We start from the raw sequence: 26,466 nt of genomic DNA, 5'->3' as shown, positions 1-26,466 counted from the left end.
CCATTTAATAGTATTCCAGCTTAAATCGCAGCGTTGTACGGTAATTCCCTGCTTTGGGTATTTCGTTATTTTTGACTATTCGCGCTTGATAAAGTAACGCCATTGATTTCGAATCAATACCAACAGGGGGCAATGGTTGCCCTGGAATAGCTTGTCTACCATAACGATCAGCTATCGCTAATGATGCACCTCTTGCTTCACCAGAAAGCGTAAAATTACCATTTTCGTTAGAAGGTCCTTCAAACGTTGCAATAAAACGAGGGTTGTCCGCTTCCTGACCTTTTTGTTCAATGAGCGTACATTCCGTTAATCTGATAGAAAAATACTCAATAGGTCCTCGCCCTTCAGTCACTAACATTGGAATAGAAACCGTTGTCAGTGGAATAACTTGTTCACCACTTCCTGCTGCAATCGTGCAAGATGGTTCTAAGATCGAGCCTGAAAGATTAAGTACCCCAAATCGCTGATGCATGTTTTTATCTTGTTTTACATCACTTGCTATTACCGATGTTGTCAGTAAGCTGGCAATAAGGCATAGCCATAGTGGTGTCATCTTGCGATTCATATTTTTCTCCGTAAGAAAAAAATCGTTAAAAATAGACACAGGAAATAAAGCTCTGTACATCCATGTACAGAACTTATTTTTTCTTACTGATAAGTCAGTGCGAAAGTTGCAATTGCAGTGAAGTCACCTGGAACAGCGGCTTCTGCAGCAGAACCTTGTAGGTAAGCAGCGAAGTTCAGATCATTATTACCATCACGTAAGTTTTGAGCTGCACTTGGTGTACCTAATTTGATTTGTTTACCACCCGCATCAGTGATAACAACAGCAGCATTTTTAGCGATACCTTCAATACCTAAAGAGCCTGCTAAAATGTCTGCATCTTCTGAACCAGTGAAGGTTGTTTGAACTGTTTTATAAGTTTCAGTTGTGCAATTTTCTAAAGAAATTTTGAAATCACGAGAATTACTACGGCCACCATCTTTTAATGCAGCAGTAGAAATTTGACCTAATGGAACAGTTTGATTTTCTGAATCAGGATGAATAGAACAAGGTGCATCAATAATTGAACCAACAAATTTAACAGTACCGTGACCTTGGTCAGCAGCAAATGCAGAACCCGCAGCAACAGATAAACCTAAGCCAAGAACTAACGCTAATTTATTTAATTTCATCTTTTTGTTTCCTAAAATATAAAGGACGAAGACATTAAAAATAATAAATTCATTAGGATTGAATTATTCCTAATTGAATGACTCATTATTGAGTTTTTTAATTTTGGTATACTTGTGCCCGTCCAAAACGAAATTAAATTTCGTTAGAAACAAAACAAAATACACCAAATTGTTTTGTTAAAAATTTTCATCTCGAAATTAAACACATTTAGATAATCTAACTTTAAATATCAGAAAAAGAGTTTATAATTCTAAGTGCAATTACTATAATTTGTGAAAAAAGTAAAAAAATTTATTTCTAGATTTTAAACAAAGTAACTAATCATATTTAATTTTTGAAATAATGATAAATATCAATATGTTAAATAAATGATGATATGTGATGAATATTAAATTTGACTTAAGTGAGAAGCCAGAGAATAATAGTAAACAATTTGGTGTATTCTGTTTATTTCTCTAAAGATGGCCGAATTCCTACCTATACTCATTTTTCGCTTTGTCAATCAATCACTTTCATTTTCTAAAAATAAATAAACTTTCAATAAACTTGTTTAAAATTAACAAGTAAAAGCGCAAGCATAAAAAAAACACAACTCTTTATTGATACATATTACTTGTTATAGTTATGTATCAATTGACTTTTGTTCTTTGTTATCTCATTGAAAAGGTTATAAAAATGAAGCAACGTAAGTTTCTTACACGTTTTGAGATCAACTCTATTTTGAAGCAAGCAAAAGAAGGACGATATCCAGAAAGAGATTACTGTATGTTTTTAATGTGTTTTTTACATGGATTTCGTGTTAGTGAGCTATGCAGACTAACTTTAAGCGATATCGATTTGGAAAGTAGGATACTCTACGTCAGGCGCTTGAAAGGAGGTTTATCAACAACACAACCTATTATAGAAGAGGAATACGATGCGCTGGTTAACTGGTTGAAAAAAAGGGAAACATGGAGAGAATCTGACTCAGAATGGGTCTTTTTATCTCAAAAAACAGGTCCAATCTCTCGTCAACAAGTATATGGATTACTTCGCCGTTTAGGTAAAGAAGCTAATGTATCTATAAGCCCTCATCCCCATATGTTACGCCATGCATGTGGCTATGCGCTTGCTGATTTAGGTAGAGATACGCGTCTAATTCAGGATTACTTGGGACATCGGAATATTTCACATACTGTTATCTATACAGCAAGCAACTCAAAACGTTTTGTTCACATTTGGGATATAAGAAATTAACAATCACTTTTTTATTAATATGCGCTATGAAGATTAATACACTAAATAGAGTAGGCTATATTTTTTCAATAAGAATAAAGTTAATTTTTAATATAATTAAGAAATTTAGGATTTGTTTTATACTAAATAAATAACTGCGATTGTAGATATTAATAAGTTATTAATAATTCTTTTTTAATTAAAGAGTGACTCAATATAGGTATTCGTTTTTTGATTATCTTTATTGGTTGATTATAAATTTAATATCAGTAATTATTTATTAATAATGCTAAACATTGATTGTTTAAATTTCAAACAGCAAATAAGGACTTAATTTAAAAATAACTTTAACTCTTTAACTTGTATTCATTTGCATTCCATGCACACGCTGTCATATCTCACTATCCCCTACGTTACTATTAGGGGATAGTTATGAATTACCGTAAAAAAGTACGATTAACCTTTTACACACACCACCTGTCTTAGTGTATGAACAACTTCAACCAAAGATGATTGAGCCTTCATAACCGCATCAATATCCTTATAAGCCATTGGAATTTCGTCAATAACATCTTTATCCTTTCGACATTCCACATGAGCTGTAGCTCGGATCTGATCTTCAACACTAAAGGCTTTTTTAGCCGCCGTTCGACTCATTACACGTCCTGCACCATGGCTACATGAACAAAAACTTTCAGCATTTCCTTTTCCTCTTACAATAAAGCTCTTAGCACCCATTGAGCCTGGAATGATCCCCATTTCACCACGTTGTGCTGAAACAGCTCCTTTTCGTGTTACCAATATCTCTTCACCAAAGTGCATTTCCTTTTGCACATAGTTATGGTGGCAGTTCACTGCTTGTTGTTGTGTCGTAAAAGGTTTAGTGATTTGTGTTGATAATGCGGCCAACACACGTTCCATCATGACTTCTCGATTATGTCGTGCAAAATCCTGAGCCCATTCAACCGCTTCTATATAGTCATCATAGAAAAGCGTTCCTTCTTTTAAGTACGCTAAGTTTTTATCTGGCAAATTAGCAATATGTTCTCTCATATCTTCTTGTGCCATTTGTATAAATAACGTACCGATAGCGTTGCCAACTCCCCGAGATCCACTATGCAACATTACCCAAACGTTATCTGATTCATCAAGACACAACTCAATAAAGTGGTTCCCTGTTCCTAATGTTCCAAGATGACGATAATTATTAGTATTTCGTAAACGTGGATACTTATCAGTTAAAACCTTAAAACGTCCTTCAAGTTGTTGCCAATGTTGATCAACAAGTTTAGGTGGGTTCTTCCATGAACCACGATCATTCCCTGATTGATAACTCGTTCTTCCATGAGGAACGGCTTGTTCTATTGCTGTTCTTATCGCAAATAAATTATCGGGCAGATCATTTGCATGTAATGATGTTTTCACTGCAATCATTCCACAACCGATATCCACACCAACAGCCGCTGGAATAATCGCACCTTTGGTTGGAATAACACTGCCTATTGTTGAACCTTTGCCTAAGTGAACATCAGGCATAACCGCCATATGTTTAAAGATAAAAGGCATCTTAGCGGTATTGATAAGCTGCTTTAGAGCATCGGCCTCAACAGGCACACCATTTGTCCACATTTTAATTTCAGCAGTCCCTGCTTCTTTTACTATTTGGTGATCCAATATCATGCTTGTGCTCCTTTAATTTGGACTAATCCGTTTAATACTTGATCTAAACCGCCATAAACGGAGATCTTATCAATACGTTCTGCTATACGTTCTACCGTTTCTAGCTCTTTTAGCCTTAAAGCAACAGGGTTATTTTCCATCACTTTCGCAGTATTTAATAAAGAACGTGTTGCTGATGTCTCTTCTCTTCGACGAATGACATTAGCTTGTGCTGATTTTTCAGCTTCAACGACTTGCGCTAAAATCGTTTTCATTTCACCCGGTAAAACGATATCTTTTACCCCTAATGAAGCCACTTCAATACCATATCCTTGAGTGGCTTCACTGATTTTTTCACTGACTAAACTATCTATCAGGCTTTTATTTTCTAATAATTCATCCAGCGTTCTTGTTCCTACTGCTTCGCGTAAGGCAAATTGCAACTCTTTATATAAGAACTCCAATGGTGAAGCCAGTTGTTGATATGCTAAAAGTACATCGCTATAACGCCAGTTAGCCGATAAATTAATACGCAGTGTCACTTTGTCTTTCGTTAAGATCTCCTGCCCACTAACATCCAGTGTTTGTAAACGCATATCGACTACTTCAACATCTACTTTATACTGATAACGCCAATATCCTTTTAGTCCCGGTGGCAATAAGGCTTGTGTTTCTCCATTGATCCGAATAACACCATTATGCCAAGCAGGAATATCCACATTGAGAACCCCTTCACTTCCCTTTATGACTTGATTTCGTAATTTAGGATGCTGGAGTTTTTTCATCAATATTGAAGATACTTCAAGTTCATCGATAGATACTATTTCTAGAGAACGGTCGGCATACCGCCAATATAAACGTCGCGTTCCTGGTGCTAAGATCTCTTTTAAAGAGCCGTTTTCATATAAAAGGCCAATCTCTTCATCCGATAACACAATATCAAAACCATACTCAGCCACCCATTGAGGATAGTATTGACGTAAAAATTCGGCTTTCTCGCTTTCTAATGCTCCCCCATTTAAAGGGAAAACATCTGCACTGAGCTGACGCCCAAAATCAAAAAATTTATGTTCACCTGCTGTTAGCACATCAATGTATTCATCTTTTTTCTTTAAAAGTGCTAACTGCCCCTGTTTTACCACTATTGTTGTTTTTATCATTTTTCGTTCCTTCTTCTTTTTTATTCTTCTTTATATAGTGCAATTTATCGTGACTTACTTTTCCACGGGCAAGCTTTGCGAAACTGAAAGGAAAACAAGAGAGGAACGATACTTTGTTTGTCTCTTCTTCTGCTATCAATCCAGCTCCGTTGCTGGTGGATAAGTAAGGTGACGGTACAGCTGTCACAACGATTTTTTATATTTAAATTTACATTTGGATTTGTAATGGTTTTGGTGTCAGGAATCGAACCTGAAAATAACCCTCTTCACCTACAGAGTCTCGATGTGGAGGAACACATTTAGATAACACTACAGAGTGTTCCTCATGTGCCTACCAGATTTAAAATCTGCTCAAGACAGTAATAATATTGCCAATATCGTGCCAAGTTTTAAAAATATAAAAAAAATATTTCTAAGTTATTGTTTTTTATTAATAAAATATTTTTTGTAATTTTTAGATATTTACCCATTAAATTAAAAACAACAGAACACTATCTTTTTATCTATATATTTATAAAAATAGATAAAAAATAAGTAGAGATAATTTAATGAAACGCAAAGTAGTGATTGGTGTTTTAGGCACAACATTAGATAAAAGAGGTAAAAGCCATAAAAGGTGGAACTCATGGCGCCCAACAATTTCCATTTGTCATCAAAAGGATTTTCCTGTTAGCCGATTAGTGATGATCCACCAGCCTAATGACTCAATGCTAGCATCTAAAATTACAGAAGATATCCATACTGTCTCACCTGATACTGAGGTGTGGCCTTATGAAATTGATATTTGTGATCCGTGGGATCTCGAAGAGGTTTACAGCCATTTTCTTGATTTTGCAGTAAATTATCCATTTGATACTGAAAATGAAGAATATTATGTGCATATCACAACAGGAACACATATTGCTCAAATTTGTTGGTTTCTACTGACAGAAGCACACTACTTACCAGCAAAACTATTACAAACCTCACCCACTTCTAAAATAGAAAATGAAGACGGTGCTAAAACCATACAGTCAGCTACAGGCAGTTATGCCATTATTGATCTTGATTTAAGCCGTTATACAAAGTTAACGAGTCGGTTTGAACACTATCATAATGAGTCACTCTCTTTTTTAAAATCAGGGATTGCCACACGTAATGAACGCTTCAATACCTTAATTGCTCAAATTGAACGAGTAGCGTTGCGCTCTTTTGCTCCTATTCTATTAACGGGTCCCACTGGTGCAGGAAAATCATTTCTTGCTCAACGTATTTATGAATTACGACAATCGCGCCATTTTGTAAAAGGGCGTTTTATCGCAGTTAACTGCGCTACTTTGCGCGGTGACAACGCCATGTCCACTTTATTTGGACATGTAAAAGGCGCATTTACCGGTGCGTTGCAAGCTAGACAAGGATTATTAAGAGAAGCAAACAAAGGGATTTTATTTCTGGATGAAATTGCAGAATTAGGGCTTGATGAGCAAGCGATGCTACTTAAAGCGATAGAAGAAAAATCTTTTTATCCGTATGGCTCAGATACTGAAGTACAAAGCGATTTCCAGTTGATAGCAGGTACACATCGAGATATGGATAAACAAATTGCAAAGGGGCTTTTTCGCGAAGATCTCTATGCAAGGATTAATATGTGGTCTTTTTCATTACCGGGATTAGTCGATCGCAAAGAGGATATCGAACCCAATATCGACTATGAGTTACATCATTTTACAACACTCTATCAAAAAGCGATCCGCTTTAATTCAGATGCAAAATCTCACTATATTCGGTTTGCCACATCTGAGCAGGCTTTATGGCGTGGTAATTTTCGTGAACTTAGTGCTAGTATAACGCGAATGGCTACACTTGCTGAAAATGGTCGTATTACCCTTTCTCTTGTTGATGAAGAAATTAATCGTTTAAAACAAAATTGGGGAGTGGCTTCATCTTCTTTATTTAATAGTACTGATATTGATCTCTTCGATCTTAGCCAACTCAATACAGTTATCAAAACCTGTCAGCAATCATCAACACTCTCAGAAGCTGGTAGAAAACTTTTCGCAGTATCAAGACAAAATAAAAAACAACCCAACGATGCCGATCGATTACGTAAGTATCTTGCGAAATTTGATTTAAATTGGGAACAAATTCAACATGGAGAATAATATTTCATTATGGAGCTCATTTTTTTAGGCACTAACGCAGGCGTTCCGTCTAAAGAGAGGAATGTCACAAGTATGGTGCTTGATTTACAAAATAAACAAAAAAGTATGTGGATGTTTGATTGTGGTGAAGCCACACAACATCAGATACTGCATACTCGCGTGAAATTGCCGCGTTTAAATAAAATTTTTATTACCCATTTACACGGTGACCATATTTTTGGTTTGCCGGGACTACTTTGTAGTCGTTCAATGGGGGGAACTGAAACAGGCTTAACAGTATATGGCCCCTCTGGCATCAAAGCTTTTATAGAAACATCACTGACATTAAGTCAATCCTATTTAACTTATCCTATTAATATTGTTGAAATTGACGAAGCGGGTTTTCTGTTTGAAGAAGAAGGAATGAAAGTCAGTTGTGAAGCACTTTCTCATCCAGTACCTTGTTTTGGCTATCGCTTAGAGGAAGAAAATAGCCTCGGTAAACTCGATGCTCAGAAGCTAAAAGCTGAAAATATTCCGACTGGCCCTTGGTTACAAGAGTTAAAACAAGGCAAAACTATTACATTACCCGATGGAAGAGTCATTGATGGCCAAGAGTATATCGGCCCTGAAATAAAAGGACGCTGTATTGCTATTTTTGGTGATACACAACCCACACCGGATGCATTAAAACTAGCGAATAACGCGGATGTTATTGTGCATGAAGCAACGTTTAAGCATGAAATGGCTGAACAAGCAAATAGTCGCGGGCATTCAACAACAGTACAAGCTGCAACATTAGCAAAAGACGCTAACGTCAAAAAGTTGATTATTACCCATCTTAGTAGCCGCTATTTACCAGAAGACTGTGTTGAGTTGCTCAATGAATGCCAACACGTTTTTAGCCATACTGAAATTGCGTCTGATTTTGCCGTGTTTAAGTTGTAGTTCTACTATTAGAAAGTAACAATAGCGACATTACGTCGCCATTGTTACTCTACAGCATTCACCTAATCATCGATTTGTATTTTAGTTAATTATTCGGTAATGATGCGGTACGTTTTATCTTGCCATCTTGCAAAATAAAATTCACTTTCCCATCCCAAAACTCAGCTAAAAAAACATCTTCAGGCTTATCAATATGCTGATTTTTCATTTCTTCTTGTAACCATGCTTCATCTTTTTCTATTTGTACTAATTCTGAAGTACGGATAACGCCATCTTTCATCACAATCAAGGACGGCATTTTAGCACCGTCACACACTACTGTAATTTGTCCATCAGGTTCAATTTGTGCATAGTTAACTTCTTGAAATGAATGGATACCTTGAGCATGAAGACGTGAAGTAATATTAAGAATATCTATTTTATTCTTCTTCTCCATGATGTTTTCCATAATAAACTCGCCCTTCTTTATGATAGGGATCGGATTTCCAATGGTAACCGCACGAAAAAAATTGAATCGTTTGCTGATATAGTTGAGCAAAGAGATAAAACAAACACCAATTAAAAAGACAATAATATATTGGTAAAGAGGAATAGCATCAGTATAAATCACCCCTCCCATAATCCCCCCAAGAACAAAATTGCCAATAAAATCAATGGGAGTTAATTGAGAAAGTTGTGTTTTCCCTGATAAATTCATATGGGCTAATATGATAGTAAAACCAATAATAAATTTAATAATAACCAGAAAGTAATATTCCATTTGCATCTCACATTTCCAATAATGTCTGCCCTCATTATTATAAAGCAGAAAACGCTATCCTGATAAAAATTCAAATTATTTTTCATGGGATTTGACTAAGAAAAAACACTTAATATACTTAAGTTAGTTGATTTTAAGACTCACACTATACTTATTACGATAGTTTATCTGTAATCTCTTACTATCAGCGTAATAGCTTCTCGCCTTTTTTACTACTTACGCGGGATATCACTGAATTGTTTTTGAACACACATTTTGGAGAAAAAAATGAATAAAAAACTACTTACTTCATTGGTTCTAGCGGGTCTGGTTACTATCACAGCTGGTTGTGATGATTCATCTAAAAAAGTCGATGATGGTATAGATAAAGCAAAAGAAACTGCAACTCAAGTAACTGAGACAGCACAAGATAAAGCTAACGAGTTGACAGAACAAGCCAAAGATAAAGCCGCTGACGTAAAAGAAGATGCAGCTGCAAAAGCAGATGAATTAACACAACAAGCTCAAGAGCTAAAAGATAAAGCAGAACAAAAAGCTGCAGAATTAAAAGCACAAGCTGATGAAAAAACAGATGCGCTAAAAGAGAACATCTCACAAAAAACTGATGATTTAAAAGATGCGAGTGCAACAAAAGCAGAAGAGATTAAGCAAAGTTTAGAAGCTGAAAGCAATAAACTCTCTGAAAAAGCGACAGAGTTAAAACAAGATGCCAGTAAAACAGCAGATAACCTGATGCAAGAAGCTGACACAAAAGTTGATCAGCTAAAAGGTGATGCTTCAAAAACAAGTGGTGATATAAAACAACAGGCTCAAGAGACTGAAAATAAAGCACTTGATAAAGCAGATCAATTAACTGATCAAGCCAAACAAAAAATTGATGATTTAAAAGCTGAAAATAAATAATCAGATTTCAGTTTTTTTGATGAATCAAGAGCCAGTAAATTTTTACTGGCTTTTTTTGTACAAAAAAAAGACGAGGCTTGATCGATTAAGCAAAAAATGTAACCATGTTCTCCTTTTTTCAACAGGAGAAACCTATTAAAGAGCGAAAGCACCTAGCATACAAAGTTGTTACTAATTTGATTTAATTATATTTTTCTTCATTTTACGGAAAAAATAACTGACTTCCGTTCTTTTATAAAGCATCTTTCCAATTTGGTGTTTTATTCAAATTTTCTTATGAACTTTTCTTTTCTGATGACATAAACAATCAGATAGAGGGTAGCGAAAAGTCTCTTTCTAGGAAAATAACAAAAAATAGGTTAACTATGAGCCAACAAAACGATATAACGCCTCAGAAAATTAGGATAAAAATTAATCCTCCCGTTTTTTATACATCAGCACTACTCATTTCATTAATCGTTGGATTTTCTGCGCTATTTCCAGAACTTGCTAATGATAAACTAGGTCATCTTCAGGAAAACCTCTTCACAAATGCGAGTTGGTTCTACATTCTAGCCGTAGCATTGGTTTTGCTGAGTGTGACTTATTTAGGGTTCTCCCGCTTTGGTCAGATCAAGTTAGGCCCCGATCATGCACGTCCCCACTTTAGCTATTTTGCTTGGTTTGCCATGCTTTTTTCAGCAGGTATGGGAATTGGCTTAATGTTCTTCGGTGTTGCAGAACCTGTTATGCATTACCTTATGCCTCCAACGGGTGAAGCACAAACCATAGAAGCTGCTAAAGAAGCGATGCGACTAACCTTCTTCCATTGGGGATTACATGCATGGGCAATTTACGCGATTGTCGCTTTGATCTTAGCATTCTTCTCTTATCGTCATGGTTTACCGTTAACGTTGCGTTCAGCTCTTTACCCTATTATTGGTGATCGTATACATGGCCCAATTGGTCATGCTGTTGATATTTTTGCCGTTGTGGGAACTGTTTTTGGTGTTGCAACTTCTCTCGGTTTTGGTGTTTTACAAGTTAATGCAGGTTTAAATCACCTTTTTGATGTTCCTATTAATCCAACCGTGCAAGTTGTATTGATTGTTGTGATAACAGGACTTGCAACCATTTCTGTTGTTTCTGGATTAGAAAAAGGGATCCGTTTTTTATCTGAACTGAATTTAGGATTGGCAGTTGTTCTTCTTTTATTAGTCATAATCCTTGGTCCAACCGTATTGATATTAAAATCATTTGTTGAGAATACGGGGGGATATCTATCCGAAATTGTCAGTAAAACTTTTAATCTCTATGCATACGAGCCAAAATCGAGTGATTGGTTAGGTGGATGGACTCTGCTTTATTGGGGTTGGTGGCTTTCATGGTCCCCATTTGTAGGGATGTTTATTGCCCGTATTTCTCGCGGTCGTACTATTCGTGAATTTGTTATCGGTGTTCTGTTTGTTCCTGCTGGCTTTACCTTACTTTGGATGACCGTTTTTGGTAATACCGCTATTCATTTAATCAAAGATAAAGGTGCAGAAGCTCTCGCAAATATCGTACAAAAAGATGTCTCATTAGCTTTATTTGAGTTCTTAAATTATTTCCCATTTTCTTCTGTTTTATCCTTCTTTGCGATGTTGATGGTCGTTGTCTTCTTTGTGACCTCAGCTGACTCGGGTGCTATGGTCGTTGATACTTTAGCTTCAGGTGGTGATAGTGAAACACCTGTGTGGCAACGTATTTTCTGGGCAGGCTTAATGGGTGTTTCTGCAATTACTTTATTATTAGCCGGTGGTTTAACCGCGCTACAAACAGTCACTATTGCAAGTGCACTTCCCTTCTCAATGGTATTGCTTGCTTCTATTTATGGGTTAATAAAAGCATTGCGAGTGGATGTATATAAACGTGATAGCCAACAATTAACGACAATTGCGCCACCAGCAAGCCGTAATCCGATCCCTTGGCAACGCCGTTTAAGAAATATTGCCTATTTCCCTAAACGTTCTCATGTAAAACGTTTTATGGATGAAGTGATCCAACCCTCAATGGAAATGGTATCTGCCGAGCTAAGTAAACAAGCGACACAATGTATTATCCATAACGATGAAGATGATCGAATTGGTTTTGAAGTCGATTTAGGCGATGACATGAATTTCTTCTATGAAGTTCGTCTGCGTTTTTATACTCAACCCGCTTTTGCTTTAGCTGGATTAAGTGATGAAGAAAGAGACGAAGAACATAAATATTATCGCGCTGAGATTCATTTAAAAGAAGGTGGACAAGACTACGATGTCATGGGCTGGACGAAAGAACAAATCATTCACGATATTCTTGATCAGTATGAAAAACACATCCACTTCTTACATGTATTAGGTAAACAATAATATTATCTAAATCATAACAAACAAAAAGGAGATGCTCTTGCATCTCCTTTTTTATTATCAATAATAAATTATTTCTCTGATTGTTCGATATCATCTGGATTAAGCGCAATCAGCTCTTTTAATAATCCAGCTAGTCGTTGTAGTTTTTCAGTGGAAAACTTTTGCTCAAGTAATTGATAGCCTTCTTCAATTTTAGGCTGAATTTTATCGTATAAATCTTGGCCGTTTGTAGAAAGTGAAACAAAAAGTTTTCGTTGGTCACTGACAGGCTTTAATCGACAAATTAGCTCGTCTCTTTCCATTCTAATCAGAATGCCTGTTAGGCTTGGTCGAAGAATACACGATTTTTGTGCTAATTCGTGAAAATCAATAGAACGCTTATCCGCAAGCACTCGAATAATCCGCCATTGTTGTTCTGTCAGATTATGCTCTTTAAGAACAGGTCGAAAAAAACCCATCGCAGATTCCCGAGCTTGCAATAGCGCGATAGTTAATGATTCATGCATAATCAAGAAGCTCTTTATATGGTGTTATAGGTGAATGGACGAAAAATCACTCAATATAGACAGTGAAAAAGTACCGCTGTTTATGGTTTATAAAATGACTATATTCTAAGAATAGACTATTTGTTACAATTATTCATATTAACAAATAAATAAAGTTGACTCAATTTTTGCAATTTTATTCTCTTTGTGCAATTTATCACCCTTCACTTTTATTTGTTTTAACACCTCTGTTCTCAACCTTTTGCCCTATATGCAATTATTATGAGTTTACAATTTGTGTTATCCCTCTATCTATTGAAAAAAGTCGCCTGATTTGCCTATTACCTTAGTTATAAATTAGGAATAATGATCGTAGCGATAAGGTTGTCTCACATTTTTTTGAGATAAAGTTAACAGGTTGTAACAAAGAAAGATTGCTATCTTTGTTTATGCGCGGTAGCGTTACGGCTTTAAAACAACGCAACAAAGAGACCGGCAATAACATTACAACTTTGTTAGCGGAGTAGTTAGGTGATTTTTTAGTTATCTAACTAATAATTATTTTAAGTGAAGACGCCCACAGACGAGAAGTCTGGCAGTAGGAGTAAATAATGTCTGAGGAAAAACAGGCTAACCCACTTTTTCGGGATGCAATGGCAAACTTAGGTGCGGCAGTTAATATCGTTGCAACAAATGGCGATGCTGGATGCTGTGGCTTAACCGCAACAGCAGTATGTTCCGTTACTGATAACCCACCTACCGTGATGGTTTGCATCAACAGTAAAAGTCAGATGAACGCTATTTTTCAAGAAAATGGAAAATTGAGCATCAATATATTGAATCATGAGCAAGAAGAAATGGCATGTCATTTCGCCGGAATGACAGGGCTCGCGATGGCAGATCGCTTTACCCAGCCAGGATGGCAAAACGGACAATTACAACAACCCGTATTAACAAATGCACTCGCCTGCTTAGAAGGTGATATTTATGATGTTCGCCAAGTGGGCACACATTTTGTTTATATGGCTGAAATTAAAAATATTGCTGTACGTGAAGATGGTGATGGACTTATTTATTTTAAACGTCGTTTCCATTCTGTTAAAAATGAATTGGCGCCTATCTCCATTTAAACTTTGGTTATTTCTGACTCAAGATAAAAACGCGCTTTCAATAAGGGCGTTTTTTATTATTAATAATATCTTTATAAAATTAAATATTTATCCAAAATAAATGAATACTTATTTAATTAAATATCAATTCCTAATTTTTAGGTCTTTATTAAACTTTTATTAACATCTGTTTGTTATAAAAGAATATCTTTAAATTATAATGAAAAAATTCTTTCTATAATCAATCAGTCACATCATCAAAAATATTTTCTTTCCACTTTCATCATGTATCTTTATTTATTTTAATTAGATTAAAATACAAACAAAAAATAGTCTTATTGACGAAATTTTATACCAAAAGCCAATTAAATAGCTTTATTTGAAAATAAACTAATGAATATTTTTTTCAATCTGGTATTAATCTTCCCTACAGTGTGATCAACCTTTGAGAAGTCATTCCATCAATATATTAGTCTACTCGACTTGCTGATTACCTTCTTAAATTTGCAAACATCACTCTAAATGCGACAGATAATGTTACCGTCATGTAACATATCTCATAAGTTTGAGTAAATAACATCGTTGTTAAAAATAAATAATAATTAGGGGCATTACAGATATGGATAAACCCGCTCAAGTCGGTTTATTACAACAGCCTAAACCATTCTTTATGATTTTCTTTGTAGAATTATGGGAACGTTTTGGTTACTACGGCGTACAAGGTATTCTTGCCGTTTATTTTGTTAGTAAACTTGGATTCTCTCAAGAACAGGCTTTTATTACTTTTGGTGCATTTTCTGCACTGGTTTATGGGCTTATTTCTATTGGTGGTTATGTTGGTGATCATTTATTAGGAACAAAACGAACTATTGTTTTAGGTGCTATTGTCTTGGCTATCGGTTATTTCATGACTGGTATGTCAATTATGTATCCTAATTTAATTTTCTATGCATTAGGAACTATCGCTGTAGGTAACGGTTTATTTAAAGCGAATCCTGCAAGCCTATTAGCAAAATGCTATCCACCTAAAGACCCCCGTCTTGATGGCGCATTTACGCTATTTTATATGTCGATAAATGTTGGTTCATTAATTTCTTTATCTATTGCGCCAGTACTTGCCGATCATTATGGATATGGACTGACTTATAATATTTGTGGTATTGGCTTAATTATCGCCTTATTGGTTTATTTCTTCTGTCGTAAGATGGTAGCAAATATTGGTTCTGAACCAGACCATTTACCAATGAATTACAACAAACTGCTATTAGTCATTGCTGGGTCTGTCGCAATGGTATTTGCTTGTGCATGGTTACTGCACAACGTAATGATTGCGAATATTGTTTTAGTCAGCTTGTCTATTATTGTTGTCTTCATTTATTTCCGTGAAGCATTTAAACAAAAAGACCGTGTTGCACGTAATAAAATGTATGTTGCTTTTGTTCTGATGTTAGAAGCTGTTATTTTCTACATTCTTTATGCACAAATGCCAACCTCACTAAACTTCTTTGCTATTCACAACGTTCATCATAATTTATTGGGTTTTGAGATCCACCCTGTAAGCTTCCAAGCTTTAAATCCATTCTGGATTATCATTGCTAGCCCAATCTTAGCCATCGTATATAGTCGTTTAGGCGCGAAAGGCAAAGACTTCTCAATGCCAGCGAAGTTTACCGCAGGAATGCTTCTGTGCTCGTTAGGATTCCTTACAGCTGCCGCATCGGGTATGTGGTTTGCAGATGCTCAAGGCTTAACATCACCTTGGTTTATCGTTCTGGTTTATTTATTCCAGAGTTTAGGTGAGCTAATGATCAGTGCATTAGGTTTGGCCATGGTTGCAGCTTTCGTACCGCAATATATGATGGGCTTTATTTTAGGTATGTGGTTCTTAACTCAAGCAACGGCCTATTTGTTAGGTGGTTATGTTGCAACCTTCACAGCAGCACCAGAAGGTATTACAGATCCACTACAGACTTTACCTATTTATACCGATGTGTTTGGTAAAATTGGTATAGTGACCTTAATTGTAGGTCTGGTTATGTGGGCAACAGTGCCCCTACTTACCCGGATGATGAAAGAAGAAAGCAAAGGCGTTAAAGTCACAGGCTAATCTTTCAGTTAATATATTACTTAATTTAAGCGTCTATTCATTAATAGACGCTTTTTTGTATCTGCTTTATCTCAATTTTAGATCTTCTTTCATGGGGATCGGATATCTCTAATAGAGACTATAAAGATATTGATTATCAACATAACTTCATACCTAATTTTGCAGATAAATATCATCATAACCAAATTGCCTGATAACTTTCTATCAGACATAAAAAACCCGCCAAGTAAGCGGGTTTGTTTCATTTTAAATGAATGAATTAATTACAGAACATCAATCGCATTCAATTCTTTAAATGCTTGCTCTAAGCGAACAACCATTGATGATTGTGCTTGGCGTAACCAGTTACGTGGGTCATAGTATTTCTTGTTAGGTTTATCAGCACCTTCAGGGTTACCTAACTGACCTTGCAGATAGCCTTCGTTCTTTTTGTAGAACTGTAAAATACCATCCCAAGTTGCCCACTGAGTATCAGTATCGATATTCATTTTGATAACACCATAGCCAACAGCTTCTTTGATTTCTTCAGCAGAAGAACCTGAACCGCCGTGGAAAACGAAATCTAGGCTATTGTGTGGCAGATTGAATTTCTCTGATACGTAGTCTTGTGAGTTACGCAGAATTTTTGGCGTTAATTGAACGTTACCTGGTTTATAAACACCGTGAACGTTACCGAAAGAAGCTGCGATAGTGAAACGAGGGCTTACCGCACTCAGTTTTTCATATGCGTAAGCAACATCTTCTGGCTGAGTATACAGAGCAGAACTGTCCATACCTGTATTATCAACACCGTCTTCTTCACCACCAGTACAGCCTAATTCGATCTCTAAAGTCATATCGATTTTAGCCATACGCGCTAAATATTTAGCACAGATTTCGATGTTTTCTTCTAATGACTCTTCTGATAAGTCAATCATGTGAGAAGAGAACAGTGGTTTACCTGTTTTAGCGTAGTGTTTTTCACCTGCATCTAACAGACCATCAATCCATGGTAATAATTTTTTCGCACAGTGGTCAGTGTGCAGAATAACAGGAACACCGTAGTATTCAGCCATTTGATGCACATGGTGAGCACCAGAAATTGCACCTAAAATAGCGGCTTGCTGTGGCACATCAGATTTAAGACCTTTACCTGCGATAAATGCAGCACCACCGTTAGAGAACTGTACAATAACAGGAGAACGAACTTTCGCAGCAGCTTCTAACACAGCATTGATTGAGTCAGTACCTACGCAGTTAACCGCAGGCAGAGCAAATTTGTTTTCTTTTGCTACTGCAAATACTTTTTGTACATCATCACCCGTGATGACGCCCGGTTTCACGAAATCAAAAACTTTAGACATGTAATAAGATCCTATATTTGGAACAGGTAGAAAATAACTTTCTACCTGTATGAGCTGACTTAATTACTGTTTAGCGCGTTCTTCTAACATTGCAACAGCAGGAAGTTTTTTGCCTTCAACGAATTCTAAGAAAGCACCACCACCGGTTGAAATGTAAGAGATTTTGTCTGCGATATCAAATAAATCAATAGCTGCCAGCGTATCACCACCACCTGCGATAGAGAATGCTTCGCTATCTGCGATCGCTTTAGCAATGATTTCTGTGCCTTTACGGAAGTTAGGGAATTCAAATACGCCTACTGGGCCATTCCACAGGATAGTTTTCGCATTTTTCAGGATTTCAGCTAAACGTTCAGCTGTCACATCACCGATATCTAGCACTTGTTCATCGTCTTTGATGTCACTTGCTGATTTTAAAACAGCTTCTGCTGTTTCTGAGAATTCAGTTGCAACACGAACATCACTTGGTACTGGAATATCGCATTTTTCCATCAGTTTTTTAGCGTCATCAACTAGGTCTGCTTCATATAAAGAACGGCCTACTGGGTGACCTTCTGCTGCGATAAAGGTATTTGCGATACCACCACCAACGATTAATTGGTCAGCGATTTTTGATAAAGAATCTAATACAGTCAGTTTAGTTGAAACTTTAGAACCACCAACAATTGCAACCATTGGGCGCGCTGGTTTATCTAATGCTTTACCTAATGCTTCAAGCTCTGCTGATAACAGTGGGCCAGCACAAGCAACTTGTGCAAATTTAGCAACACCATGAGTTGATGCTTGAGCACGGTGAGCAGTACCGAATGCATCCATTACGAATACATCACATAATGCAGCGTATTGTTTAGACAGTGTTTCGTCGTCTTTCTTTTCGCCTTTGTTAAAACGAACGTTTTCAAGAACAACTAATTCACCGGTATTAACTTCAACACCGTTTAAATAGTCTTTAGCAAGGCTAACTGGTGCGGTTAATTTGTCTTTCAGATAGTCAACAACTGGTTTTAAAGAGAACTCTTCGTTGTACTCACCTTCGGTAGGACGGCCTAAGTGAGAAGTTACCATCACTTTAGCGCCTTGTTTTAACGCGGCTTCAATTGTTGGTAAAGAAGCACGGATACGTGCATCTGAAGTTACTTTACCATCTTTTACTGGAACGTTCAGGTCAGCACGGATAAGAACTCGTTTACCCGCTAGGTCTAAATCGGTCATCTTAATTACAGACATGATGAATCCTCTCATTGATTCTCTAAAATTTAGTAATCTTCTGTTCAGTGTGTTGTATTTTACGCGACACCGTCATTAAAACATGATTATTTAAAACCAGTTGTAGCCATTGCTAACGTTGTATCAAGCATCCGATTAGCAAAGCCCCATTCATTATCACACCAGACTAACGTCTTGATCAGGTGTTGCCCACTGACTCTTGTTTGAGTGCCGTCAACAATAGCACTATGAGGGTCGTGGTTAAAATCAGTTGAGACTAATGGCAATTCTGTGTAATCCACTATACCACGAAATGCGCCAGTTGCTGATTTTTGAATTAACCGATTGACATCTAACACATTTACAGCAGTTTTCACAGTGACACTTAAATCAATTGCCGTCACATTAATTGTAGGAACTCGTACAGAAATTGCCTCAAAATGATCTTTAAATTTTGGGAAAATCCGAGTAATTCCTGCGGCCAATTTCGTATCAACAGGAATGATAGATTGTCCTGCGGCACGAGTACGGCGTAAATCCTTATGATATGCATCAATCACGGGTTGATCGTTCATGGCTGCATGAATTGTTGTTACTGTTCCAGATTCTATATTAAATGCATCATCCATCATTTTAATGATAGGAATAATGCAATTTGTTGTACAAGATGCATTTGAAACAATGCGGTGTTCTTTTTTAAGTTCATGTTGATTAACACCAAAAACCACTGTTGCATCTAAATCTGTTGTACCTGGATGAGAAAAGAGCACTTTTTTTGCACCTTGTGCAATATGAGCTTCGCCATCAGTACGAGAGCCATAAGCACCACTACAATCAAGCACAACATCAATACCAAGCTCACCCCAAGGTAAATCAGTAATATCAGCATGATGAAAAAGACGAATGCTATCATCACCTACTTGCAATAAATCGTTATTAATTCGTACATCCCAAGCGAAACGTCCGTGACTGGAGTCATACTTGAGAAGATGCCCGATACCTTGTGCATCAGCCAATTCATTTATTGCAACAACCGTTATTTCAGCCCGTTTACCTGATTCATAAAGCGCTCTTAACACATTACGCCCTATACGACCAAAACCGTTAATAGCGACTCTGATTGTCATGTGACTTCCTTGATAACTAGTGATTTGCAACCGCTTAGAATAATAGAGCAAGATACTAATCAACAACGATAAATCAAGTAAATCTAGAAATTGTGCAGTCACCGACATTTTAGCATTAACTGAAACGGTTCAGCTTGTTGATAATCAGATTACGAGAAATGAGAGAAGATCGCAATAGTAAACAAAGATGGAAGGATAAAAAAAGAGCACATCTGAGAAATTCTTCCCAAAAATGTGCTCTTGTTAACACTTATTGATTATTTAAGTAAAGATTTTGCCTGTGTGACCACATTTTCAACAGTAAAACCAAACTCTTCAAATAATTCGTTTGCAGGTGCAGATTCACCGAAGCTACGCATACCTACAATCGCACCATCTAAACCAACATACTTGAACCAGTAGTCAGCAATACCAGCTTCGATAGCAACACGTGCTTTCACTGATGTTGGTAATACTGCTTCACGATAATCTGCATCTTGTTTATCAAATGCATCTGTTGCTGGCATAGAAACAACACGTACTTTACGGCCTTCGGCAGTCAGTTGATCATAAGCGCTAACCGCTAGTTCAACTTCAGAACCTGTAGCAATAAAGATTAATTCAGGCGTACCAGCGCAATCTTTCAGGATGTAACCACCCTTCTCGATATTTGCTAGTTGCTCTGGAGTACGTGGTTGTTGTGCAAGATTTTGACGAGAGAAAATCAGTGCTGTTGGACCATCTTTACGATCAATTGCATATTTCCATGCAACAGCTGATTCAACTTGGTCACATGGACGCCATGTGCTCACGTTTGGAGTTACACGCAGGCTTGCCATTTGCTCAACTGGTTGGTGAGTTGGGCCATCTTCACCCAGACCGATAGAGTCATGAGTATAAACAAAGATACTGCGGATCTTCATCAGTGCAGCCATACGCACTGCATTACGCGCATATTCCATAAACATCAAGAAGGTTGCACCGTAAGGAACGAAACCGCCGTGTAATGCAATACCATTCATAATTGCAGACATACCGAATTCACGTACACCATAATGGATGTAGTTACCCGCTTTGTCTTCATTCAGCGCTTTAGAACCAGACCACATAGTCAGGTTACTTGGTGCTAAGTCCGCAGAACCCCCCATGAATTCTGGTAATACTTTACCGAATGCTTCTAATGCATTTTGAGATGCTTTACGGCTTGCAATACTTGAAGGGTTTTGTTGCAGATTTTCAATAAATGCTTTGGAATCTTTTTCCCAGTTTGCTGGTAATTCACCAGAAACACGACGTTTGAATTCAGCCGCTAATTCAGGGAACTGTGCTGCGTATGCAGCAAATTTAGCATCCCATGCAGCTTCTTTTGCTTTACCCGCTTCTTTCGCATCCCACTCTTTATAGATTTCTTGTGGAATTTCGAATGCGCCGTATTCCCAACCTAACGCTTTACGTGTTTCAGCGATTTCTGCATCACCTAATGGAGAACCGTGAGAATCAGCAGTACCTGCTTTATGAGGAGAACCAAAACCGATAGTGGTTTTACAAATCAACAGTGAAGGTTTGTCTGTGATTTGTTTTGCTGCTTCAACAGCTGCTTTGATGCTTGCTGCATCGTGACCATCGATGCCACTGATGACATGCCAGCCATAAGCGTCGAAACGTTCTGCTGTGTTATCAGTAAACCAACCATGCACTTGACCATCAATAGAGATGCCATTGTCATCATAAAATGCAATCAGTTTACCTAATTGTAATGTTCCCGCTAAAGAACACACTTCATGAGAGATACCTTCCATCATACAACCATCACCCATAAAGGCGTAGGTGTAGTGGTCAACGATGTCATGACCAGGACGGTTAAATTGAGCCGCTAATGTACGTTCTGCAATTGCAAAACCCACTGCGTTTGCAATACCTTGACCTAAAGGACCCGTTGTTGTTTCAACACCCGCGGTATAACCATATTCTGGATGACCTGGTGTTTTAGAATGCAATTGACGGAAGTTTTTCAGATCATCTAAAGAAACTTCATAACCAGACAGGTGCAGTAAGCTATAAATCAGCATTGAAGCATGGCCGTTAGATAATACGAAACGGTCACGATCAGCCCAGTTAGGGTTAGTCGGGTTATGATTTAAAAAATCACGCCATAATACTTCTGCAATATCAGCCATACCCATAGGGGCGCCAGGGTGTCCTGATTTAGCTTTTTGCACAGCATCCATACTTAAAAAACGGATCGCATTAGCAAGGGTTTTACGAGTGGTCATTTTCTACTCCAAGTCGGATAAAAAGCATCTAGATAGCTGATTCTCTCAATGCGGGCAAAAAACCGCAATATAAAAAATCCACAAAGGTGGCTATCGTAATTAGCATAAAGCAATAATTCTTTGATTTGCACGGCATTTTTTACGATCAAAGCGGAAAATAACATTACACCACCGCATTGTTGCGCAACAAAAAGCAAAAAAGACAATGATTTGCGCAATTGAGAAGCGTGCTATTAAACCTTAGCTTGATATGACTAATCAAGATAAAATTTCATTACCTAATTATCCATCAAATCAAATAAATACCGTATTTGTTTTAATTATAGCCTAATAACTGACTGAACTTGTTACAAGGACGTAGAATTATAAGAGCTTAAAAAAGATAAAAAGCAGATAATTCACTGATTCAGTAATAAAAATCTTATTTACATCATATATAACTAAAAGGAAAAATCAGCGTAGCGTAAATGTTACTTTTTAATATCAATAGCAAAGAATAAATTTAATTCTATTTGTCCCTGTGAGTGAAAACTCTTTTTAAGCAACTGACGATTAAATCACCACTAATTTCTTTTTATAAAAACCTATCGGAAAATGACCTTGGTAGTAAATCTGAATGATCTTTTCCCAGCTGTCACCATAATTGAAGTATTTTTCAGTAAGATACTGCCTAAATGCGTAACATATCGCATTTCTTGCTGCAATTTTGAAGTTATGTGCATCGTATTGAAATTGACTATCTGGTACAGGGAAAGCTTTTAGACTCTCTATCACAGCTTTACTGACGACTAATCGCATCTCGACCAAATCTTTGGGATATTCTTGTTTTATATAGAAAGGATCATCTTGCGTGGGAGAAGTTGGCAACCATTCGACATTTAAAGACGATTCAAAACAAGCTTGGATACTTTGAAAATAGATAATCTTTTTATCATCGAAGCTTCCCTTTCCCATATTAGAAAAGAAAGGTGTAATGCTGATTTTTTGTTGGATTTCGTTAAAAAAGCTCATTGCTAATAGACTCAATTATTTCCACGTTAATTCTGTCTGATTTCAACATAACATACTAATTTTCAATATGTGAATATTGATAAAATAGATCATCTTCAAAAACTAAATTAGTGACAATAAACTTATTATCAAGCAATTTACCATTTAATTGATAAGCAAAAGAATTTCCAATTTGAGTCAACGACATAACGTGATCATTTGATGGTTTAATCTCAATATCATCAAAAAACATTAATACTAACTCAACTAAATAGACCTCCCCTATCACAAATACATTGGGCTCATTAATAAAACAACAAATTTCATATTCACCAAAAGAGAGTGTAACTTCTTCTTCCACATAAGGATTGAGGGCAACAACTCTAGCAAAATATTTCATTCTTATTCTGGCCCATCCCATTTTGATAGAAAATAGAACATTATTAAATTAGCTATATTGCCAAAAACCAGCAATAACCTCTTTAGTTTCTTCATGCTGATAAAGATACAAAGCTCCGTAACCAAAAATATAAGAGCCAGTAAGAAATTCTTCAGGATAGTAATCTTCATCTATTTGTAAAAAAGGTTTATACCCCGCATCAACAAGATTTTCAAAGTAATAAATTTCATCCTGTAATAAATTAAATTGAGATGTTACCGTAATAAACTCACTCTCCAATGCCGTCTTATAGCCGACTAAGTTCATTTTATTGATCTGTTCTAATGTGTAATTACAATTTTTGCTTTCTATTGACGATGTATGTGGAATAACTTTTATTGCACAATGAGGGTAAATATTCTTTTCAAGCATTATGTCATACTGTTGAGGGACTAATATGGTTAAATACATTCCCTTTTGTGCCGGATGCTCAATAGATAGATAAAATTTATATCCATCAATCTTTTCACTTTTATCTAAAAAGTATTCAGGAATATTCCCACCTATGCGCCCAACTACAGAATGGATGGATTGATTATCAATAGTCGCAACTAAATAGTTTTTATTCATTCTTACTTATCTCAAGTATATTTAAATAGTTATTATTCAATTTCTGATTATTCTTTTTTACTCTTTATAGTCGTCAATTTCTGCTAATAGGCATTCGGAAAATTTAAGCTTTATTGTCTTTACTTTATCACCTTCCGTATAAACATAAACATCAGGATCATCACATTCCCTATCTATAAAAAATAAACTAGAATAACCTTGATGTAGTAAAAATGAGAATAAATTCAATGGTATTTGAATGTTATTTTCTTCAAGTAACTCAATAGAATATATATTTATATCATCTAATTCAGAATATAAAATACTTGTTCCTTTTTTAAAATCGCCCATCTCAAAACCTAATATGGACAAATAGATTTTATAAAAATAAGGTAATTTTCCATACTTATCTTCTAACTGTAAAATTTGCTCATCAGAACACCCTATGACAGAAAATCCTTTATCCATGATAAATTTTTTAAGACTTTCTAATACAATTAAAAATTCAGATGATGTCATTATTATCTTCCACTAACGCTAAAAAATGATCTTGAAGATCGCCTTGGATTTCTTCATTATCATAAATAAGCTGAAAATCTTCATCGATATTATTAACAAAATGAGTACCGTCTAGCATTCCGAATATTGTTGATGCGGTATCTGTCATCACGATTTTCATCATATCAATCACTGACTGCTTTTCTTTTTCTGATAAATTAACAAAAATCTTATTCACTTGAGAAAAAGTACCTTCATGATAACTCTCTGGATCTTGTCTATTTAATCTTTCACTATACTGTTTTAGGTTATCTTCAAATAACTCTTTGTATATTTCATTAATAATAAATTTATCTTTTCTCATGATTAACACACTAGTTAAAACAAATCATAACTTAATAAAAGTAATATAGCCTACTATTATTTTATCTTGAAACTTATGACAGTTTTATTTTAATTCTAAAATAAAGAAATCTTCTAATATAGAAACCATTTCTTCCGCTAGAGATGGATAATATCCAGAAGGTATCGTACTATCAATAGCCATAAATGATAAATTACTATCAATCCAGGTTATTTTTCTTTCTGGAATTTCAGCTATATCAATAAATAAATCTCTAACTGCATCAAGATTACTCCCCATATAACCATAAGGACCTAATAAGGAATATCCCAATTCACAAAAGAAAGAATAGTAATCTTGAATATATTTTCCCTCAATCACTAACTCATCTTTTAAAATTTTTCTAGGAAATCCATTTTTAACATAACTCGCTGAGATATATATTTTTTTTAATTCACCACTCATTTCCAACCAAATTCTTTCTTTACTATCCTCATGGAATTCAAGTAATGAAACCACACCAGAAACATACATCCCTGAAGTAAAATAAGAATCTACAATTAAGTTATTTCCATAATAATGATATTTAATTAAATTAAAAGAAAATTCTAATCGACCATCATAATTTTGAGAAACCACATAATAACTCTTACCTTTTTCAAGATGTAAAACTTTATCTTTCAATCCAATAAAAATAAATGATTGTGTTTTATTTGTATTTTTATAGTCATAACATTCGACTAAATTTTCAAATAAAAAAATTAAATTATTTTCATAGTCTAATACTTGATATGGTCCAATCATACTATTTCCTTATAATACTTATTGAAGATTCACTATTTCAATATCGAATTGAATTTATTTATACCAAAATATCAACTGCAACATAAAGTTAGATAAGATTTATTTATAATAAATTAGGCTTGATAAAGAATAAATTCTACTAAAAATTCAGCATGAGAATAATATAATAATACTTAACTTAAATTTCCTCGATGAAAGTATCATAATTATTATCCAATTGTATTAAAACCAACGCCCCATAGGTGAATTTTCTCTCAGATTTTTATCAATCAATTCTGGTGTAATGATTTTTTGTTCAATAACAGGAGGCATGATTTCATCTAGAATTTCGCAATCAATATGGCAACCAGTATTATGAAATATAAGGTTTAGAGCCTCATCAATTAATACGTGTTCACCATGTTCTTTCATTTCAAGGATAAACTGAACAATGGCTTGTTTTATTTCTTTATTTTTACTGTATTCGGCTTGTTCAGTTTCAAATTCTTGATAATAAAAGTGGTCGAGCGTTTTAGATAGCATACTTAAACGTAAATAAAATTCCGTGTTCATAAATTAATCCTAAATATCCCTAAGACTATGATTTGATACCGCGCAGGCTGTCTTTCACCAATAGCAAATAAGCCAAGCAACTGCATATTTTCTTTTTTTGATTTTTGAATATCATACATTACCGATAATCCATCATAGTTATAGTGCATTCCTAAATTTAAAGTCAGTCCTTTAACCTTATTTATTACCTGCTGTTTTACATCTTTATCTAGGCTGTTTAAGTCTCTTAATTGCGTTACGCTAACTAACATATCTTCATCATAATAAGGGCATTGAATAAGATGATTTAACTGATAAAAATCATCTTCAAAACCATCATAAACTAGCTCTTTTTTCTTTATATTTTTCATC

The 26,466-nt window shown here is 35.7% G+C and carries 26 protein-coding genes; 7 read left to right on the top strand and 19 right to left on the bottom strand.

Translation table 11 applies throughout. From position 1 onward, the window contains the following. Nucleotides 1–4 precede the first annotated feature (4 nt). Both LG402_RS04485 and mrpA read right to left on the bottom strand, forming a co-directional pair. Complete coding sequence (locus LG402_RS04485) at nt 5–553, bottom strand: fimbrial protein (RefSeq protein WP_162557010.1); 549 nt, start codon at nt 551–553, stop codon at nt 5–7. A gap of 95 nt (nt 554–648) precedes the next feature. Then, a complete protein-coding gene (gene mrpA, locus LG402_RS04480; protein WP_109409403.1) occupies nt 649–1,176 on the bottom strand; it encodes an MR/P fimbria major subunit MrpA in 528 nt (175 codons plus the stop codon). 676 nt (nt 1,177–1,852) lie between these two features. Between mrpA and mrpI the strand changes: the two genes are divergently transcribed. Further along, nucleotides 1,853–2,413 (top strand): phase variation DNA invertase MrpI, encoded by a 561-nt coding sequence (mrpI, locus tag LG402_RS04475; protein ID WP_166540201.1) that lies wholly within the window; start codon nt 1,853–1,855, stop codon nt 2,411–2,413. A 435-nt stretch (nt 2,414–2,848) separates the two neighbouring features. On the opposite strand, the gene LG402_RS04470 is transcribed toward mrpI, so the two are convergent. From LG402_RS04470 to LG402_RS04460, 3 genes are read right to left on the bottom strand one after another with little or no spacing between them, the layout of a single operon-like run. Continuing rightward, a complete protein-coding gene (locus LG402_RS04470) occupies nt 2,849–4,072 on the bottom strand; it encodes an RtcB family protein (protein WP_166540202.1) in 1,224 nt (407 codons plus the stop codon). Next, nucleotides 4,069–5,208, bottom strand: coding sequence for a slipin family protein (locus LG402_RS04465; RefSeq protein ID WP_166540233.1), 1,140 nt, complete (start codon nt 5,206–5,208; stop codon nt 4,069–4,071). The genes LG402_RS04470 and LG402_RS04465 overlap by 4 nt, the downstream gene beginning before the upstream one ends. Next, a complete protein-coding gene (locus LG402_RS04460) occupies nt 5,150–5,350 on the bottom strand; it encodes a hypothetical protein (RefSeq protein ID WP_166540203.1) in 201 nt (66 codons plus the stop codon). The genes LG402_RS04465 and LG402_RS04460 overlap by 59 nt, the downstream gene beginning before the upstream one ends. Before the next feature lie 409 nt (nt 5,351–5,759). Here LG402_RS04460 and rtcR point away from each other — a divergent pair, with 409 nt between their 5' ends. Beyond that, nucleotides 5,760–7,352 (top strand): RNA repair transcriptional activator RtcR, encoded by a 1,593-nt coding sequence (rtcR, locus tag LG402_RS04455; RefSeq protein ID WP_166540204.1) that lies wholly within the window; start codon nt 5,760–5,762, stop codon nt 7,350–7,352. Between the two features lie 9 nt (nt 7,353–7,361). Next, on the top strand, nt 7,362–8,279 hold the full coding sequence (rnz, locus tag LG402_RS04450) for a ribonuclease Z (protein ID WP_227336501.1): 918 nt from the start codon (nt 7,362–7,364) through the stop codon (nt 8,277–8,279). An 85-nt stretch (nt 8,280–8,364) separates the two neighbouring features. Here the strand turns inward: rnz and LG402_RS04445 are convergent, their stop codons facing one another. Continuing rightward, complete coding sequence (locus tag LG402_RS04445) at nt 8,365–9,039, bottom strand: DUF421 domain-containing protein (protein WP_166540206.1); 675 nt, start codon at nt 9,037–9,039, stop codon at nt 8,365–8,367. Nucleotides 9,040–9,306: 267 nt separating this feature from the next. On the opposite strand from LG402_RS04445, the gene LG402_RS04440 reads away from it, so the two are divergent. Both LG402_RS04440 and betT read left to right on the top strand, forming a co-directional pair. Continuing rightward, on the top strand, nt 9,307–9,942 hold the full coding sequence (locus tag LG402_RS04440) for a hypothetical protein (RefSeq protein WP_227336500.1): 636 nt from the start codon (nt 9,307–9,309) through the stop codon (nt 9,940–9,942). 365 nt (nt 9,943–10,307) lie between these two features. Next, nucleotides 10,308–12,311: a choline BCCT transporter BetT gene (gene betT, locus LG402_RS04435; protein ID WP_227336499.1), complete on the top strand. Its 2,004-nt coding sequence runs from the start codon at nt 10,308–10,310 to the stop codon at nt 12,309–12,311. 68 nt (nt 12,312–12,379) lie between these two features. Here the strand turns inward: betT and hpaR are convergent, their stop codons facing one another. Then, nucleotides 12,380–12,817: a homoprotocatechuate degradation operon regulator HpaR gene (hpaR, locus tag LG402_RS04430; RefSeq protein WP_166540209.1), complete on the bottom strand. Its 438-nt coding sequence runs from the start codon at nt 12,815–12,817 to the stop codon at nt 12,380–12,382. A 590-nt stretch (nt 12,818–13,407) separates the two neighbouring features. On the opposite strand from hpaR, the gene hpaC reads away from it, so the two are divergent. Continuing rightward, on the top strand, nt 13,408–13,926 hold the full coding sequence (hpaC, locus tag LG402_RS04425; RefSeq protein WP_109407878.1) for a 4-hydroxyphenylacetate 3-monooxygenase, reductase component: 519 nt from the start codon (nt 13,408–13,410) through the stop codon (nt 13,924–13,926). A 598-nt stretch (nt 13,927–14,524) separates the two neighbouring features. Further along, on the top strand, nt 14,525–16,012 hold the full coding sequence (gene dtpB, locus LG402_RS04420; RefSeq protein WP_166540210.1) for a dipeptide/tripeptide permease DtpB: 1,488 nt from the start codon (nt 14,525–14,527) through the stop codon (nt 16,010–16,012). A 263-nt stretch (nt 16,013–16,275) separates the two neighbouring features. Here dtpB and fbaA read toward each other — a convergent pair whose 3' ends face one another. The 12 genes from fbaA to LG402_RS04360 form a co-directional block, all read right to left on the bottom strand. After that, entirely contained in the window at nt 16,276–17,355 is a 1,080-nt protein-coding gene (fbaA, locus tag LG402_RS04415; protein WP_072070716.1) for a class II fructose-bisphosphate aldolase, read from the bottom strand. A gap of 63 nt (nt 17,356–17,418) precedes the next feature. Beyond that, a complete protein-coding gene (pgk, locus tag LG402_RS04410; protein WP_166540211.1) occupies nt 17,419–18,582 on the bottom strand; it encodes a phosphoglycerate kinase in 1,164 nt (387 codons plus the stop codon). 86 nt (nt 18,583–18,668) lie between these two features. Beyond that, a complete protein-coding gene (gene epd / locus LG402_RS04405) occupies nt 18,669–19,688 on the bottom strand; it encodes an erythrose-4-phosphate dehydrogenase (protein ID WP_166540212.1) in 1,020 nt (339 codons plus the stop codon). A gap of 257 nt (nt 19,689–19,945) precedes the next feature. Further along, nucleotides 19,946–21,940: a transketolase gene (tkt, locus tag LG402_RS04400; RefSeq protein ID WP_227336498.1), complete on the bottom strand. Its 1,995-nt coding sequence runs from the start codon at nt 21,938–21,940 to the stop codon at nt 19,946–19,948. Between the two features lie 552 nt (nt 21,941–22,492). After that, nucleotides 22,493–22,966 carry a hypothetical protein gene (locus LG402_RS04395; protein WP_227336497.1) on the bottom strand — a complete coding sequence of 158 codons (474 nt, stop codon included), beginning with the start codon at nt 22,964–22,966 and terminating at the stop codon, nt 22,493–22,495. A gap of 40 nt (nt 22,967–23,006) precedes the next feature. Next, nucleotides 23,007–23,330, bottom strand: coding sequence for a hypothetical protein (locus LG402_RS04390; RefSeq protein WP_227336496.1), 324 nt, complete (start codon nt 23,328–23,330; stop codon nt 23,007–23,009). Nucleotides 23,331–23,378: 48 nt separating this feature from the next. After that, on the bottom strand, nt 23,379–23,939 hold the full coding sequence (locus LG402_RS04385) for a hypothetical protein (RefSeq protein WP_227336495.1): 561 nt from the start codon (nt 23,937–23,939) through the stop codon (nt 23,379–23,381). A 57-nt stretch (nt 23,940–23,996) separates the two neighbouring features. Continuing rightward, the gene (locus LG402_RS04380) at nt 23,997–24,437 is read right to left on the bottom strand and encodes an SMI1/KNR4 family protein (protein ID WP_227336494.1); all 441 of its coding nucleotides are present in this window, start codon (nt 24,435–24,437) and stop codon (nt 23,997–23,999) included. Continuing rightward, nucleotides 24,424–24,780, bottom strand: coding sequence for a hypothetical protein (locus tag LG402_RS04375; protein WP_227336493.1), 357 nt, complete (start codon nt 24,778–24,780; stop codon nt 24,424–24,426). The genes LG402_RS04380 and LG402_RS04375 overlap by 14 nt, the downstream gene beginning before the upstream one ends. An 84-nt stretch (nt 24,781–24,864) precedes the next feature. Further along, nucleotides 24,865–25,563, bottom strand: coding sequence for a hypothetical protein (locus tag LG402_RS04370; protein WP_227336492.1), 699 nt, complete (start codon nt 25,561–25,563; stop codon nt 24,865–24,867). A gap of 222 nt (nt 25,564–25,785) precedes the next feature. Then, the gene (locus LG402_RS04365) at nt 25,786–26,115 is read right to left on the bottom strand and encodes a hypothetical protein (RefSeq protein WP_109407886.1); all 330 of its coding nucleotides are present in this window, start codon (nt 26,113–26,115) and stop codon (nt 25,786–25,788) included. After that, the gene (locus LG402_RS04360; RefSeq protein WP_227336491.1) at nt 26,112–26,465 is read right to left on the bottom strand and encodes a hypothetical protein; all 354 of its coding nucleotides are present in this window, start codon (nt 26,463–26,465) and stop codon (nt 26,112–26,114) included. Before LG402_RS04360 ends, LG402_RS04365 begins: the two co-directional genes overlap by 4 nt. Between the last annotated feature and the right edge of the window lies 1 nt (nt 26,466).

Origin of the sequence: Proteus sp. NMG38-2 (genome assembly GCF_020640995.1) — a bacterium.
Taxonomy (GTDB): domain Bacteria; phylum Pseudomonadota; class Gammaproteobacteria; order Enterobacterales; family Enterobacteriaceae; genus Proteus.
This window is presented reverse-complemented; position numbering and strand designations above follow the sequence as displayed.

Coding starts and splice junctions, on each gene's coding strand:
- dtpB (WP_166540210.1), top strand. CDS start 14,525: ATGGATAAACCCGCTCAAGTCGGTTTATTACAACAGCCTAAACCATTC.
- LG402_RS04360 (WP_227336491.1), bottom strand. CDS start 26,465: ATGAAAAATATAAAGAAAAAAGAGCTAGTTTATGATGGTTTTGAAGAT.
- LG402_RS04390 (WP_227336496.1), bottom strand. CDS start 23,330: ATGAAATATTTTGCTAGAGTTGTTGCCCTCAATCCTTATGTGGAAGAA.
- hpaR (WP_166540209.1), bottom strand. CDS start 12,817: ATGCATGAATCATTAACTATCGCGCTATTGCAAGCTCGGGAATCTGCG.
- LG402_RS04380 (WP_227336494.1), bottom strand. CDS start 24,437: ATGACATCATCTGAATTTTTAATTGTATTAGAAAGTCTTAAAAAATTT.
- pgk (WP_166540211.1), bottom strand. CDS start 18,582: ATGTCTGTAATTAAGATGACCGATTTAGACCTAGCGGGTAAACGAGTT.
- mrpA (WP_109409403.1), bottom strand. CDS start 1,176: ATGAAATTAAATAAATTAGCGTTAGTTCTTGGCTTAGGTTTATCTGTT.
- LG402_RS04365 (WP_109407886.1), bottom strand. CDS start 26,115: ATGAACACGGAATTTTATTTACGTTTAAGTATGCTATCTAAAACGCTC.
- LG402_RS04485 (WP_162557010.1), bottom strand. CDS start 553: ATGACACCACTATGGCTATGCCTTATTGCCAGCTTACTGACAACATCG.
- LG402_RS04375 (WP_227336493.1), bottom strand. CDS start 24,780: ATGAGAAAAGATAAATTTATTATTAATGAAATATACAAAGAGTTATTT.
- fbaA (WP_072070716.1), bottom strand. CDS start 17,355: ATGTCTAAAGTTTTTGATTTCGTGAAACCGGGCGTCATCACGGGTGAT.
- LG402_RS04385 (WP_227336495.1), bottom strand. CDS start 23,939: ATGAATAAAAACTATTTAGTTGCGACTATTGATAATCAATCCATCCAT.
- betT (WP_227336499.1), top strand. CDS start 10,308: ATGAGCCAACAAAACGATATAACGCCTCAGAAAATTAGGATAAAAATT.
- mrpI (WP_166540201.1), top strand. CDS start 1,853: ATGAAGCAACGTAAGTTTCTTACACGTTTTGAGATCAACTCTATTTTG.
- rtcR (WP_166540204.1), top strand. CDS start 5,760: ATGAAACGCAAAGTAGTGATTGGTGTTTTAGGCACAACATTAGATAAA.
- LG402_RS04440 (WP_227336500.1), top strand. CDS start 9,307: ATGAATAAAAAACTACTTACTTCATTGGTTCTAGCGGGTCTGGTTACT.
- LG402_RS04470 (WP_166540202.1), bottom strand. CDS start 4,072: ATGATATTGGATCACCAAATAGTAAAAGAAGCAGGGACTGCTGAAATT.
- epd (WP_166540212.1), bottom strand. CDS start 19,688: ATGACAATCAGAGTCGCTATTAACGGTTTTGGTCGTATAGGGCGTAAT.
- LG402_RS04445 (WP_166540206.1), bottom strand. CDS start 9,039: ATGGAATATTACTTTCTGGTTATTATTAAATTTATTATTGGTTTTACT.
- tkt (WP_227336498.1), bottom strand. CDS start 21,940: ATGACCACTCGTAAAACCCTTGCTAATGCGATCCGTTTTTTAAGTATG.
- rnz (WP_227336501.1), top strand. CDS start 7,362: ATGGAGCTCATTTTTTTAGGCACTAACGCAGGCGTTCCGTCTAAAGAG.
- LG402_RS04370 (WP_227336492.1), bottom strand. CDS start 25,563: ATGATTGGACCATATCAAGTATTAGACTATGAAAATAATTTAATTTTT.
- hpaC (WP_109407878.1), top strand. CDS start 13,408: ATGTCTGAGGAAAAACAGGCTAACCCACTTTTTCGGGATGCAATGGCA.